Below are 13,862 nucleotides of genomic sequence, written 5' to 3' on the forward strand. Positions count from 1 at the left end.
CTTGAAGGTGTCACGGCCAGTCGTCGGATTCCGGTCCGGCGGCGCTTGATCCTGCGTGGGATGCTGCCATATTACGCACTAACGGTTTTCTGCCATTAGAGGAATGACCATGGCGCTCAACCCCGAACGCTCTTACGGCGCGCGTACCGGTGCCGAGGCGCGGGCCGACATCAATCAGGGCCTGCGCAGCTACATGCTCAAGGTCTACAACTACATGGCGTCGGGCGTCGCCCTGACGGGCATCGTCGCGATGCTGTCCAACCCGCTGTCTTCCTTCGGGTTTCTGGCGCCCATCTTCTACAGCGTGAACGCCCAGGGCCAGCTTGCGCCCAACATGCTGCTGTGGGTCTCCATGTTCGCCGCGATCGGCATGGTGTTCTTCATGTCGTTCCGCATCGGCAAGATGTCGCCGGCCACGGCGCAGGCCGTGTTCTGGGGCTACGCCGCGTTGAACGGCGTGTGGATGTCGGGCCTGTTCCTGACCTACACCGACATGTCCATCACGCGGGTGTTCTTCATCGCGGCCGGTGCCTTCGCGGGCCTCAGCCTGTGGGGCTACACCACCAAGCGCGACCTGACGGCCATGGGCTCGTTCCTGATGATCGGCCTGATCGGCCTCATCATCGCCATGGTGGTGAACATCTTCCTGCAGAGCCCGATGATGATGTTCGTCATCTCGGCCGCCGGTGTGCTGATCTTCGCGGGCCTGACCGCCTACGACACGCAGAAGATCAAGGACATGTACATCGAGGGCGAGCACGAGGGCACGGCGTCGAAGAAGGCCATCATGGGCGCCCTGGCCCTGTACCTGGACTTCATCAACCTGTTCATCATGCTCCTCCACCTGTTCGGCGAGCGCCGCTGACGACTCCCGGCCTCCGGGCCGGATGGTCGACGCAAGGAAAGACGCCCCGGAGCTTCGGCTTCGGGGCGTTTTCTTTTGCACGGTGTCCGGCAGGTCTACCGCGCGACGATCTTCACCAGATCGCCCGGCCGCAGGCCGTCGGTCAGCTGCATGTCGTTGAGCAGGCGGAACCACTCGTCGTTCCAGCGGCCGTAGGGCAGGCCGCCGGCCAACTGGCGCACAGTATCGCCCGGCCGCACCTCGGTCACCAGCAGGCGCAGGGGCTCCACCTCGGCGGCTTCGGCGGGGGTGAGGTGGCGGACGGAGTAGGTGGTGCGGCGGAAACCCTCGTCGAAGCGGCCGAAGGCGTTGGGCGGGGCCAGGAACAGGAAACGGATCATGCGCCCGCGCTGCGCCGCCGGCAGCACCACCGCCTGCGCCCGCATGGGGCCCTGGCGGCTCTGCACCTGAAGGGCGGCGGTGGCGCCGGGCAGGCCGTTCACGCGGATGCGCTCCAGGTTCGTGATGCGCGCTCCCTGCATCCAGCCGCGCAGGTAGCCGGCCGAATCATCGGTGCGGCTGGCGCCCATGTCCATGACGATGGCCGCCCCGTCGGGGTGCTGGGCGACCACCTTGTCGGGCGCGTTCATCAGCCGGTAGCCGTCCGGCACCTCGTAGGCAAACCGCAGGCCGGGATGAACGAAACGCTGCCCCAGCACCAGGCCCTGCTCGGGATCGTCGCCGAACAGCATGCCGCTGATGGTGGTCAGGTAGGTCTCGCGCGCCACCACCGGATCGGCCGGGCGCGAGGCCTCGGCCAGTTGCATGGCCCGCTGCACGCGCTCGATGCTGCGGGGGTGGGTCGCCATGATGTTGTACTGGTCCACCGCCGAAGGATCGCGCCCCATCATGCGGGCGTCCAGCCGCGCCTGATCGCCGAGCGTCGCCAGGAAGGTCGTCATGGCGTCGGGGTCGTAGCCCGCCCGCGTCATGTAGCGCACACCCAGCATGTCCGCTTCCAGCTCCTGCTCGCGGGAGTAGCTTTGCAGATACGCCTGGGCGCCGAAGGACGCCAGGTTGGCAATTTCCGAACTGCCGGTCACGGCGCCCAGCAGCACGGCCCCCAACTGCGCCACCATGCCGGCACCCTGACGCTCGGCCGAATGGCGGGCGGTGACGTGACCCATCTCGTGCGCCACCACGCCGGCCACCTCCGCCTCGTTGGAGGCCATGGCCAAAAGGCCGCGGGTCAGCGTGATCTTGCCGCCGGGCAGGGCAAAGGCGTTGACGATGGGCGTGTTGGCGATGGTGATTTCGTACGGAAGGCTGGGGTACTCCGTATAGGGCGCCATGCGCCGCAGGATGCCATCCACATAGACCTGCAGGCGGCGATCCTCGTAGGCGCCGCCGAAGGCCTCCAGCAGCTTGGGATACTCGCGCCGGCCGACGGCGACATCGTCGGCGATGTCGGAAAAGCCGGTAAAGCTGGACCGGCCCGTGGCGGGGTTCTGGGCGCAGCCGGCCAGGCCCGCCGCGGCCACCGCCGCCGTGCCGCCGGCCAGCACGGCGCGGCGGCTCAGGCGCGGCAGCCCGAGGCCGCAGCCGCAGCCGCCGTGGTGTGCGGCATGATCATGCGAATCGTGGCGGGATGCCATGGTCGACCCTCCCTCCCTGTCCTTGACGGCCCGTTCCCGTGGAAAACGGTGCAGAGGCGTCAGGCGATGCGCGTGCCGCCGGGGTTCTTGTCGGGCGTGAAGGCGTTGAAGGTGATAAGAGTGAAGGTATCCTTCACGTCGGGCAGGGTCTGCACCTTCTCGGTGACGAAGCGGCCGACGTCGGTGCCGTCGTCCACGTAGAACTTGGCGAGCAGGTCGTAGGAGCCCGAGGTGGAGTAGATTTCCGAGATCTGCTCGATCTCCTCGACGGCCCGCTCGGCAACCTGATAGGCCTTGCCAAGCTCACACTTGATCATGACGAAAACCGCGCGCATGACGATGGGTATCCCTTTGATGATGCACGGACTCCGGCCGCTCTGGGCAGGGATGCGCATGGTAGGCGCGATGTGCGGCGCGATCAAGGCGGGGCGCCTGCCCGTGGTGATCGCCCTGCTGCTCGCGGCGCTGACCGTCCCGGCCGCGCCCGCAGCCGCCGAGTCGGAGCTGGAGCGGCTGGGACCTGCGCTCAAGGACGCGGGCACGGCCGCGGTGGTCGAGGTGATCGACGGCGACACGGTGGTGCTCGACGACGGCCGCGAGGTGCGCTTCGTCGGACTCCAGGCGCCCAAGCTGCCGCTCGGCCGGCCGGGGTTCGAGGAATGGCCGCTGGCGCCCGAGGCCCGCGCCGAGGTGGCGGCCATGATCGGCGGGGAGACTGTCGCCGTGCGCCCCGGCACCACCGAACGGGACCGCCACGGCCGCGTGCTCGCCCACCTGTTCCGCCTGCGCGACGGGCTGTGGGTGCAGGGAGCCATGCTGCGGCGCGGGCTGGCGCGGGTCTACACCTTCCCCGACAACCGCCTGCTGGCGCCCGAGATGCTGGCGGCCGAGGCCGAGGCCCGCGCCGCTGGGCGCGGCATCTGGGCGCTGGACCGGTACGCCGTGCGCGATGCCGAACGCCTTGCCCAACGGCGCGGCCCCGTGCCCGACGGATTTTTTCTGGTGCGCGGGACGGTCCGGGATGTGGCGCGGGTGCGCGGGACGACCTACCTGAACTTCGGGCCCGATTGGCGCACCGATTTCACGGTCAGCATCGACTCCCGCGCCCGCCGTCTGTTCGAGGGCGCCGGCGTGGACCTGGAGGCGCTGGAAGGCCGCGAGGTTCTCGCGCGGGGGTGGATTCGCAGTCGCAACGGCCCCATGATCGAGGCGACGCACCCCGAGCAGCTCCAGACCGACCCGGCCCTGGTGCGCGCCCGCAAGGAGGATTGATGAACAAGGACCGTGCCCGCCTCGCCTCTGCCGCCGACGCCGGCGAGGACGTTCTGTTCCCGCCGATCGAGGCGCGGGCCTGCGGCCACCTCGCGGTGTCGCGCCCCCACCGGCTGTACTGGGAGGAAAGCGGCAATCCCAACGGCGTTCCGGTGGTCTTTCTGCACGGCGGCCCGGGGGGCGGCTGCGGGCCGGCCTTCCGGCGGTTCTTCGACCCGTCCTTCTGGCGCATCATCCTGTTCGACCAGCGCGGCTCCGGGCGCTCCACGCCCTTTGCCGACGTCACCGACAACACGACGCAGCATCTGATCGACGACATCGAGGCCCTGCGCACCTACCTGGAGGTCGAGCGCTGGGCGGTCTTCGGCGGCTCGTGGGGATCGACGCTGGCGCTGGCCTATGCCCAGGCGCACCCCGACCGGGTGATGGGCATGGTCCTGCGCGGCATCTTCCTGTGCACGGACCCGGAAATCGACTGGTTCCTGCACGGCATGGGACCGCACTTCTTTCCCGAGGCCTACCGCGCCTTCACCGGCTTCCTGCCGGCGGAGGAGCGCGGCGACCTGCTGGGCAGCTACTATGCCCGGCTGGTCGATCCCGATCCCGCCGTCCACGGCCCCGCCGCGCGGTCGTGGAGCGGGTTCGAGGAAGCGTGCTCGCGCCTGATCCCGACGCGCGCGCCCATGCAGCCGCCGCCGGCCGCCGCCGCCGGCGCGTCCCGCGCCGCCGAGCGCCCCGGCCGCGTGGCCGAGCCGACGCTGGCGCTGGCGCGGCTGGAGGCGCACTACATGGTCAACCGCGGCTTCATGGACGCCGGCCACCTCATGGACAACATGCACAGGCTCGGCGACATTCCCGTCACCATCGTCCAGGGCCGCTACGACATGGTGTGCCCCATCGGCACCGCCGACGCCGTGGCGCAGACCTTGAAGCGGCCGCGCTACGTCATCGTGCCCGACGCCGGTCATTCGGCGCTGGAGCCCGGCACGCGCCGCGCCCTGCTTGAGGCCATGCAGGACCTCAAGGGAGCTCTGGCGCGCTGACGGCGGCGCGGCTATAACCCGCGCCTTCTCCTTTCCGATTCGCCCAAGGACCGAGCCATGACCGACCGCCTGTCCGACGCCTCCGGCCTTAAGAGCCTGGGCCGCGACACCCGCTTCGAGTACGACACCGCCAACGCGGGCCTGCTGGAGCGCTTTCCCAACCCCATGAAGAGTGCGAAGGGACGCAAGGTCATCAAGGTCGTGGCGCCCGAGTTCACCTCGCTCTGCCCCATGACCGGCCAGCCCGACTACGCCACCATCGTGCTGGAGTACACGCCGCGCGACTGGTGCGTGGAGAGCAAGAGCTGGAAGCTCTATCTCATGTCGTTCCGCAACGTCGGCGAGTTCCACGAGGCCTGCGTCACCCGGATGCACAACGACCTGGTGGCCCTGCTGGACCCGGAGTGGATGGTGATCGAGGGCCAGTTCACCCCGCGCGGCGGCATCAGCTTCTGGCCGCGCATCGAATACACGCGGGAAGGCTGACCGCGGCCACCCGGGCAAAAGGAAAAGCGGACTTCCGGAGGGGTCCAGAAGTCCGCTTTCAATCCTAGCCGGCCGGGTTCTCCCAAGGAGCCGAGTGGGGGCGGGCTCCCTGGATGCGGTGTGGGGTGCGGCGGAAGAATCCCGGTTCCGCAAGGATCATGGGCGCATCCTACGCCGACCCCCGGAAGAACGCGCGTGCGAAAAAGTTGACCACTCAACCAAAAAGCATATCGCGTATCCTCTTTGGTATATGCGGCCGCGCCGCCGGGGCACGTTGAAGCCTTGCGCGCCGGCGCGGGTCGGGGCACTGTCGCGCGTCATGACGATCCTCGCCCTGGAGATACCCTATCGCGATCCGCTGGCGGCCGTCGCGCCCCTGGCGGCGGAGCCGGGTGCGGTGCTGCTGGATGCGGCCGCCCCCCGTGATCCGCGCGGCCGTTACGCCTATGTCTGCGCCCGGCCGCGCGCGCTGGACCGCCTGCGCCTGGGCGAGGCCGACCCCTTCGCCGTCCTGGACGCCCTGCGGCCGGAACACCGTCCCGCCCTGCCGGGCCTGCCGCCCTTCCAGACGGGCGTCGTGGCGCTTCTGGGGTACGAGCTGGGCGGCGCGGTCGAACGCCTGCCTGCCCCGGCGCACGACGACCTGGACCTGCCCGACCTGTGGGCGGCGCGCTACGACACCATGGCCGCCTTCGACACCGCCGAGCGCCGCGCCTGGGTGATCTCGGCCGAGGGCGAGGACGCGGCCCGCGCCTTCGCCGGACTGCTGGGCAGCGGCGCGGCGGACGACCTGCCGCCGCCGGCGGCAACGCCGGTGCCCTGGCGGCCGGAACGCCGCCGGCCGGAGCACGAGGACGCCGTCGCCCGGACTATCGCCTACATCCACGCCGGCGATATCTTCCAGGCCAACATCACCCAGCGGTTCCTGGGCGAGATGCCGGTGGGGCTGCCGGTCTTCGACCTTTACCGCCGCCTGCGCGCCTGCTCTCCGGCACCCTTCGCCGCCTGGATGGCGCTGGGCGAGGGCGCCGCCATCGCGTCGGTCTCGCCGGAGCGGTTCCTGTCGCTGGACGCGGCCGGGCGCGTCGAGACCCGCCCCATCAAGGGCACCGCCCCGCGCGGCGCCACGCCGGAGGAGGACGCCGCCAACGCCGCCGCCCTGACCCGCAGCGTCAAGGACCGGGCCGAGAACCTGATGATCGTCGACCTTCTGCGCAACGACATCGGCCGCGTCTGCGCCACCGGCTCGGTCAAGGTGCCGGCCCTGGCGGCGCTGGAAACCTTCGTCAGCGTCCATCACCTGGTATCGGAGGTGGAGGGCCGCCTGGCGCCGGGACGGTCGGCCGTCGACCTTCTGCGCGCCTGCTTCCCCGGCGGGTCCATCACCGGGGCGCCCAAGGTGCGCGCCATGGAGATCATCGCTGAACTGGAGCCGGCGCGGCGCGGGCCCTATTGCGGGTCCATCGCCTGGATCGGCGCCGACGGGTCCATGGATTCCAGCATCGTCATCCGCACCCTGTGCATCGGCGCCAGCGGCCGCGTGGCGGCCCAGGCGGGCGGGGGCATCGTCGCCGACAGCAGCCCGGCGGGCGAGTACGAGGAAAGCCTGACCAAGGCCGCACCGCTGCTGCGCGCCCTGGACGGAGGCGCCCGGCAATGATCGTGTGGCTGAACGGGGCGCTGCTGCCCCTCGACGAGGCCCGGATCGTGCCCACCGACCGGGGCTTCACGCTCGGCGACGGGGTGTTCGAGACCATGCGGGCGGAGGCCGGCACAGTGCTGCGCCTCGACCGCCACCTGGCGCGTCTGCGCGGCGGTGCGGCCACGCTCGGCATCCCCGTGCCGCTGGACGACACCGGACTGGCCGCGGCCCTGGCGGCGGTGCTGGCGGCCAACGATCTGGCGCAGGCGCAGGCGGCGGTGCTGCGGCTGGAACTGACGCGCGGGCCGGCGCCCGGCGGTCTCGCCCCGCCGGTGGAGCCCCGGCCCACCCTGCTGGTCACCACCCGCGCCGCACCCGCCGCCGCGCCGGCGCCCGTGCGGCTGGTGACGGCGCGCGGCACCCGGCGCAACGAGCATTCGCCGCTGTCGCGCGTCAAGCACCTGGGCTACGGCGACATGATTCTCGCCCAACGCGAGGCATCGGGCAGCGGGGCGGATGATGCGATCGTTCTCAATACGGCCGGACACGTTGCCGAAACCACCATCTCGAACGTATTTCTCGAGGTGGACGGTGCCTGGGTAACGCCGCCGGTGACGGACGGTGCCCTGCCCGGCACCCACCGCGCCGCCCTGCTGGAGGCGGGCGTGGCGGCCGAGGTGACGGTGACCACGGCGATGCTGGCCCGCGCCCGGCGCGCGGTGCTGAGCAACGCCAACGGCCTGCGCCCCGTGGCGTCCATCGACGGGCGATGTCTGAGCCTTGAGGAGGTGCCCGCGCCATGGCGCTGACCATCGAGCAGTCGGTCGACATCGCCGCGCCCAGCGGCACGGTCTGGCGCGTGCTTGCGGACACCGACTCCTACGCCACCTGGAACCCCTTCATCCAGAGCCTGTCCGGCCGTCTTGAGCCGGGCGCGCGGCTGACGGTGCGGGTCTGCCTGCCGGGGCGTCCGCCCATCGTTTTCCGACCCCGCGTGCTGGTTGCAACCCCCGACCGGGAGTTGCGCTGGCTGGGGCGCATGGCGCTGCCGGGGCTGTTCGACGGCGAGCATTGGTTCACCATCTCGCCACGCACGCCCTCGACCTGCCGCTTCACGCAGGGAGAGTGCTTCCGCGGGCTTCTGGTGCCGGCCTTCACCCGCACCCTGCCGGAAAGCACCGCCAGTGCGTTCCGCGCCATGAACCAGGCGCTGAAGCAACGGGCGGAGGCGCTGTGGTAGGGGCGGGGCGCTCCGTCCTCAGACGAAGCGGGGGCCGTGCGTCCACACCACCAGCGACCGGCGGATGCCGCGCGTGACCGGCGCGACGCGGTGCAGGGCATAACTGGGGAAGGCGATGGCGGTGCCGCGGTCGCGCGGGGCGGCTTCCGGCTCGCCGCGGGTGTTCAACTCAAGCGCGCCGCCGTCGTAGTCGGCGGGATCGGACAACTGCACCGTCAGGCTGAGCTTGCGGCTCTGGGGAATGCCGCGACCGCCGATGTCGGAATGCCAGTCGTAGAATCCCGCCACCTCGGCCCGGTATTCGGTGAGTTGGATCTCTTCGTCGAAGCCCGTCAGCGCAAAGCCGAACACGTCGCGGTTGACGTCGGCCACCGCGCGGGTCAGGCGGGCGGCGATCCAGGCGGTGTCGGGGGCGTCGTGGTCCAGCCAGACGATGTGCGACCGGCGCACGGCGCTGGTGCTGACGCCGTTGACGAGGCCCGCCGCCTCGGCGGCCAGGCGGTCGCGCAGGGCGACGATGCGGTCGCAGTCCTCGGCGCTGAACACGCCCGGTACGGCGACCCATCCCCGCGGCTCGGCGCGCACGGGCGCCAGACGGTCCACGGGGTCTGCGGCGGCCGGTGGCCCCCACGGCAGGACACGCTCCATCGCGCCTCCCTTTCCTGTCGGAAGTTGATACGGAAGACGGGATGTAGCAGGAATTGCGGGAAATGCGAGTCCGGAAACGACGACGGCCGCCTCCCTGGGGGAGCGGCCGGTTCGGAAATGCCGGATTTTCAAGGATGGGGCCCGCCCCGCATCAGGCGGCCGCGTCCGGGAGGGACGGCCGCCGGCGGGGCGAGAGGGCTGCGTCAGCCCACCATGTCCGCCACGATGCGGCGGATGTCTTCAGGCGACAGCGACGTGCCGGTGCTCATGCCCTTGCCCGGTTCGGGGCGGGCGTTGGCACGCGCGGCGACGGCCGCTTCGCGGGCGACGGCGTGGGAGTGGCGAACGTCAGCGCTCCGATGTTCCATGTGCATTATCATTATCCTTCGTTGTTGTTTTTCGGTACTGGCCGCGACGATCAAACGCGGAGTCGATGCCGGAGATGTACCCGGATCGTCCGCCCGTTTTCCATCGCGGTACTGTTAAAGTTAGGCGTCGGAAACGCATCCGACAAGTGTCCATGCGGTGACCAGGAACACCCAAAGGTGAGCCGTTCCAGGCCCTTGGACGGTTTTGTGAACGAACGCTGTCCAACCGGACAGGGTTCGCGTGCTCAGCCGGAAGCGGTCCGGGCCGCCGGGCCGTCGAGGTCCTCGGCCGGTTCGGCATCGGCATCCCACGCGCTTTTCTTGCGGTAGATGGTCGACGCCGAGATGCCGAGTGCCGCGGCCGCCCGCGGGATGTTGCCGTCGCAGGCGGCAATGGCCGTCTCGATGGTTTCCTTCTCCACCTGCCACAGCGGTTTGATGCCGGCGCCCGTGCCGCCCGCCGCGTCGTCCGCGGCTTCGGCCGGTACCGCCGGGGCGGGTGCGGCCGAACGCGGCGGCGTCGCGCGGTTGACCTGTCCGGGCAGGCTGCCGTTGGCGTTCACCGGTGGCGGCAGCATTTCCGCCGCCATCAGCTTTCCGTCGTTGAGGACGACGGCGTTCAGGATCACGTTCTGCAACTGGCGCACGTTGCCGGGCCAGGGGTAGCGCAGAAGGAGATCCTCGGCCTCGGCGGTGAAGCCCTCGAAGCCCTTGCCCTCGCGGGCGGCGTCGATGCGCAGCAGCGTCCGGGCAATCTCAACCACGTCGCCCTCGCGCTCGCGCAGGGGCGGCAGGTGCAGGGGAATGACGTGGAGGCGGTAGTAGAGGTCCTCGCGGAAGTTGCCCTCCTCGACCTCTCTCAGCGGGTCGCGGTTGGTGGCGCAGACGATACGGACGTCGGCCTTCTCCACCTGCTCTCCGCCGACACGCATATAGGTACCCGTCTGCAGGAAGCGCAAGAGCTTGGTCTGCAATTGCGGTTCCATTTCGCAGATTTCGTCGAGGAACAGCGTGCCGCCCTCGGCCCGGCGGGCGGCGCCGTCGCGCGACGACACAGCACCCGTGAAGGCGCCCTTGACGTGGCCGAAGATCTCGCTCTCCATCAGCCCGTGCGGAATGGCGCCGCAGTTGATGGCGACGAACGGGCCGTTGGCGCGCCTGGACTGCTTGTGCAGGGCTTCCGCCGCCAGTTCCTTGCCGGTGCCGCTTTCGCCAGTGATGAACACGGTCGCCTGCGTCGGGCCGGCGGCCTGGATGATGCGATAGACCGACTGCATGGCCAGCGAGGCGCCGATGAAGCCGTGGAAGGTGGCACGGCCGAAGTCGTCCTTCAGCTCCTGCACCTGGGCCTTGAGCGTCTGGCGCTCCAGGGCGTTTGCCAGCGTGACCTTCAGGCGGTCGGCGTTGAACGGCTTGACCAGGAAGTCGTCGGCGCCCGCCTGCATGGCCTCCACCGCCATGCCGATGGAGCCGTAGGCGGTGGCGACCACCACCACCACCGGCAGTTCCTGGCGGCGGATGTGGGCCAGGATGTCCAGCCCGCTCATGTCCGGCAGGCGCACGTCCAGCAGCACCGCGTCGGGCAGCGACCGTTCCAGCGCTGCCAGGCCGGCTGCGCCGCTTTCCGCGTGATCGACGTCGAAACCGGCCTGCGACAGGAAGGCTTCGGTCATGCGCGCGACGGAGAGGGTGTCCTCGACCATCAGCACGCGCTTGTTGGACTTGCCGCCCATATGCCGCTTTCCCCCTGCGACCGAAACGAACCGTGTCGGCGGGATTTTGTTCCCGCCCCTGCCTATCGAAGCCGCCCTAAGGCTTTCGTGTCAAGCATCGCGCAAAACGGGGCGTACCGTCCGGGCGTTCAAAAGGCATTGAAAAGCCGATCCACCGCCCGGAAAGCCGCAGAGCCGCATGTCCGCCTCCCGTCTTCGTCGTCTCGCCGCCGTTTTGCTTGCCGCCCTTCTGGCAGCGTGTCCCGCCGTGTCCGCTCAGGCCCAGGCCCAGGCCCAGGGCGGCGGTGCGGTGCCAACGCCCGCCGAGGCGGCGGCCGGCAGCTCGCAGGACGGCGGCGGCAAACCGGCAGAGGAAGACAGCGACGAACGCTCCAGCGCCGCCCGCAAGCTGTGGCGGCCGATGGACGCCCTGAACCCCGGCCTGCCCGAGCCCGAGACGCCCCTGGCGCTGGCGACGCCGCGCGCGGCACTGGGCAATTTCATGGATGCGGCCGAACGCCGCGACTACGTGCGCGCCGCCAATGTCCTGGACCTGGGCTTCCTGCGCGAGGACCGGCAGGCGGGGCGCGGGCCGGTGCTGGCGCGCCAGCTTCATTACCTGCTGGACCGCAAGGTGGGGATCGACTGGCGCGAGATTCCCGACCGCCGCGACGGCGCCCGCCCCGACGCGGGCAGCGGCAACACCGGTGCGCCCGAACCCCGCCGCTACATCGAGGTGGTCGAGCTGATGCTCGACGGCCGCCCCGTGGCGGTCCAGCTGGAGCGGGTCAAGCCGGCAGGGGCGGAACCGGTGTGGATATTTCCCTCGTCCACGGTGGAGGCGGTGCCGGGGCTCTACGACGAGCACGGCCCCGGCATCCTGCAGCGCCAGATGCCCCGGCTGCTGACTGACAACACGGTCATCGGCGTGCCGGTGTGGGAATGGATCAGTCTGATCGTCTTCGCGGCCTTCTGTTTTTTTCTGGGCTGGCTCATCCGCACCGTTCTCAGCCGCTTCTGGTGGCGGCCGTCCGAGGCCGCATGGACGGAAGGCCTGACACGGCATGTCTCGACGCCACTGATCCTTCTGGCGTCGCTGCTGGTCTTCAAGGCGCTGATCGGCTCGCTGCTCAGCCTGACGGGGCCGATCCTGCGCGTCATCGACGAGGTGACGCTGGCGCTGATCGTCCTCGCCGGGACGTGGCTGGCGATCCGGCTGGTGGTGCATTTCGCCGACAAGTTCGGCACGCCCTTTCTGTCCCGCAGCGAGAGCGAGCACGATCCCGAGGCCCGCCGCCGCCTGACCCAGATCAGCGTCGGCAAGCGCATCGCCATCTTCATCGTCATCATCGCCGGCATCGGCATGGGCCTGAGCTACTACGAGGGCAGCGCCACTGTGGGGCTGTCGTTCCTGTTCTCGGCCGGGGCGTTTTCCATCATCCTGGGCATCGCTGCGCAGTCGGTGCTGTCGAACATCCTGTCCGGCATCCAGATCGCGGTGACCGAGCCCGTGCGCATCGGCGACAACGTTGTGTTCGAGGGCGACTGGGGATGGGTGGAGGAAATCACCTACACCTATGTCACAATCCGCACCTGGGACAAACGCCGCGTGGTCATTCCGCACACCTACTTCCTGTCCAAGCCGGTGGAAAACTGGTCCAAGGTGGCGCCGCAGATGATCATGCCCATCTACCTCTATGCCGATTACCGGCTGCCGGTGGACAAGCTGCGCAAGAAGCTGGGCGAGATCCTGGAGGGCAAGAAGGACTGGGACCGTTCCTCGCCGCCGGCACTTTACGTCACCAATGTCAGCGCCGAGGCGATGGAGGTGCGCGCCCTGGTTTCCGCGCGCGACCCGCTGACGGCCTGGTACCTGCACGCCGAGGTGCGCGAAGACCTGATGGCGTACCTACAGGGGCTGGAGAACGGCCGCTACCTGCCGCGCCGCCGCATCCAGCCGACGGACGCCGAGGGCTCTGTCCTGGGGCTGGCGCCCGGCGGGTCCGACAGCGACCCGGTGCGCGGGGGCGGCTCCGGTCGGCGCCTGACCGAAGAGGAAAAGGCCGCCGCCGTCGGCGACCCGGAGGCCACGGGCGAACCGACGCCCGAGAAGGATCACGACGACGAGGATGCCGATGCGGACGCCGACAGGGCAGGCGACGACGAGGCCCCGGCACAACGGAAAACCGGCAGCGACCGCTAGGGGCCGCCGCCGGTCCAGGCGTCGTCCGGTGCGCCGTCGGCGCGCGCGGGGTCCAGGATCAGGCCGCCGCGGTGGTTTCGTGCTGGGTCAGCAGGGCGTAGAGACCCTCGGCCGTGTCGGTGCCGCGCAGCTTCTCGCAGACCGACTTGTCGCGCAACAGGCGCGAGATGCGGGCCAGGGCCTTCAGGTGGTCCGCCCCGGCGGTTTCCGGCGCCAGAAGCAGGAACAACAGGTCGACGGGCTGTTCGTCGATGCTGTCGAAGTCGATGGGGCGGTCCAGGCGCGCGAACACGCCGTGCAGCTTGTCGAGCTGGGACAGCTTGCCGTGCGGGATGGCGATGCCGTTGCCCACGCCCGTCGTTCCCAGGCGCTCACGCTCCAGCAGGCAGTCGAAGATGGCGCGTTCGTGCAGGCCGTTGAGTTGCGCGGCGTGCTTCGCGATCTCCTGGAGCGCCTGCTTCTTGCTCGTCGCCTTCAGGTTGGGAATGACGGCTTCGGGGCTGAGCAGATCAGAGATCTCCATGCCGGTCCCTCGTCCAGAGTGCTGTTTCAAAAGTAAGACATCGGGTCCGGGGGCCGCCTTGCAAGCCGTCTCGCGACCTTGTGAGCAAGCGGGTCCCGGCCGGGTGGTTCCTAGCACCGCCGGACGTCTTGTTTCCCGGTGGTGAGCGTGCCGCGCCAGTCGGTATCGTGCCGGGCCTGCGCGGCCTTGTTCTCAAGGCGGCGGAAGGTAGGCCGTCACAGAACCG

14 protein-coding genes are annotated in these 13,862 nt (G+C 69.8%); 8 read left to right on the forward strand and 6 right to left on the reverse strand.

Translation table 11 applies throughout. From position 1 onward, the window contains the following. The first annotated feature begins 109 nt into the window (after positions 1-109). Positions 110-865 carry a Bax inhibitor-1/YccA family protein gene (locus tag LG334_RS01730; protein WP_404382704.1) on the forward strand — a complete coding sequence of 252 codons (756 nt, stop codon included), beginning with the start codon at positions 110-112 and terminating at the stop codon, positions 863-865. Positions 866-960: 95 nt separating this feature from the next. On the opposite strand, the gene LG334_RS01735 is transcribed toward LG334_RS01730, so the two are convergent. Beyond that, positions 961-2,499: a M48 family metalloprotease gene (locus LG334_RS01735; protein WP_404382706.1), complete on the reverse strand. Its 1,539-nt coding sequence runs from the start codon at positions 2,497-2,499 to the stop codon at positions 961-963. A gap of 59 nt (positions 2,500-2,558) precedes the next feature. Next, on the reverse strand, positions 2,559-2,834 hold the full coding sequence (locus LG334_RS01740) for an Lrp/AsnC ligand binding domain-containing protein (RefSeq protein ID WP_404382708.1): 276 nt from the start codon (positions 2,832-2,834) through the stop codon (positions 2,559-2,561). A gap of 58 nt (positions 2,835-2,892) precedes the next feature. Between LG334_RS01740 and LG334_RS01745 the strand changes: the two genes are divergently transcribed. The 6 genes from LG334_RS01745 (at position 2,893) to LG334_RS01770 (ending at position 8,182) form a co-directional block, all read left to right on the forward strand. Continuing rightward, positions 2,893-3,771 carry a thermonuclease family protein gene (locus tag LG334_RS01745; protein WP_404382710.1) on the forward strand — a complete coding sequence of 293 codons (879 nt, stop codon included), beginning with the start codon at positions 2,893-2,895 and terminating at the stop codon, positions 3,769-3,771. Then, complete coding sequence (gene pip, locus LG334_RS01750) at positions 3,771-4,814, forward strand: prolyl aminopeptidase (RefSeq protein ID WP_404382712.1); 1,044 nt, start codon at positions 3,771-3,773, stop codon at positions 4,812-4,814. The genes LG334_RS01745 and pip overlap by 1 nt, the downstream gene beginning before the upstream one ends. Before the next feature lie 57 nt (positions 4,815-4,871). After that, positions 4,872-5,300, forward strand: coding sequence for a preQ(1) synthase (gene queF / locus LG334_RS01755; RefSeq protein ID WP_404382714.1), 429 nt, complete (start codon positions 4,872-4,874; stop codon positions 5,298-5,300). Positions 5,301-5,619: 319 nt separating this feature from the next. Beyond that, positions 5,620-6,960 carry an aminodeoxychorismate synthase component I gene (gene pabB, locus LG334_RS01760; RefSeq protein ID WP_404382716.1) on the forward strand — a complete coding sequence of 447 codons (1,341 nt, stop codon included), beginning with the start codon at positions 5,620-5,622 and terminating at the stop codon, positions 6,958-6,960. Then, complete coding sequence (locus LG334_RS01765; RefSeq protein ID WP_404382718.1) at positions 6,957-7,751, forward strand: aminotransferase class IV; 795 nt, start codon at positions 6,957-6,959, stop codon at positions 7,749-7,751. The genes pabB and LG334_RS01765 overlap by 4 nt, the downstream gene beginning before the upstream one ends. Further along, positions 7,742-8,182, forward strand: a complete 441-nt coding sequence (locus tag LG334_RS01770) for an SRPBCC family protein (RefSeq protein ID WP_404382720.1) — start codon at positions 7,742-7,744, stop codon at positions 8,180-8,182. The genes LG334_RS01765 and LG334_RS01770 overlap by 10 nt, the downstream gene beginning before the upstream one ends. Before the next feature lie 18 nt (positions 8,183-8,200). Here the strand turns inward: LG334_RS01770 and LG334_RS01775 are convergent, their stop codons facing one another. The 3 genes from LG334_RS01775 to LG334_RS01785 all read right to left on the reverse strand — a co-directional run bounded on the left by LG334_RS01775 (position 8,201) and on the right by LG334_RS01785 (position 10,931). Continuing rightward, positions 8,201-8,830 carry a 2OG-Fe(II) oxygenase gene (locus tag LG334_RS01775; RefSeq protein ID WP_404382722.1) on the reverse strand — a complete coding sequence of 210 codons (630 nt, stop codon included), beginning with the start codon at positions 8,828-8,830 and terminating at the stop codon, positions 8,201-8,203. Positions 8,831-9,033: 203 nt separating this feature from the next. Next, entirely contained in the window at positions 9,034-9,198 is a 165-nt protein-coding gene (locus tag LG334_RS01780; protein WP_404382724.1) for a hypothetical protein, read from the reverse strand. 245 nt (positions 9,199-9,443) lie between these two features. Beyond that, the gene (locus LG334_RS01785) at positions 9,444-10,931 is read right to left on the reverse strand and encodes a sigma-54-dependent transcriptional regulator (RefSeq protein WP_404382726.1); all 1,488 of its coding nucleotides are present in this window, start codon (positions 10,929-10,931) and stop codon (positions 9,444-9,446) included. A gap of 178 nt (positions 10,932-11,109) precedes the next feature. On the opposite strand from LG334_RS01785, the gene LG334_RS01790 reads away from it, so the two are divergent. After that, a complete protein-coding gene (locus LG334_RS01790) occupies positions 11,110-13,113 on the forward strand; it encodes a mechanosensitive ion channel family protein (protein ID WP_404382728.1) in 2,004 nt (667 codons plus the stop codon). A 58-nt stretch (positions 13,114-13,171) separates the two neighbouring features. Here LG334_RS01790 and ptsN read toward each other — a convergent pair whose 3' ends face one another. Beyond that, positions 13,172-13,636 (reverse strand): PTS IIA-like nitrogen regulatory protein PtsN, encoded by a 465-nt coding sequence (gene ptsN, locus LG334_RS01795; RefSeq protein WP_404382730.1) that lies wholly within the window; start codon positions 13,634-13,636, stop codon positions 13,172-13,174. Positions 13,637-13,862: the final 226 nt, after the last annotated feature.

The organism is Caenispirillum salinarum (assembly GCF_044803115.1).
GTDB lineage: Bacteria > Pseudomonadota > Alphaproteobacteria > Rhodospirillales > Rhodospirillaceae > Caenispirillum > Caenispirillum salinarum_A.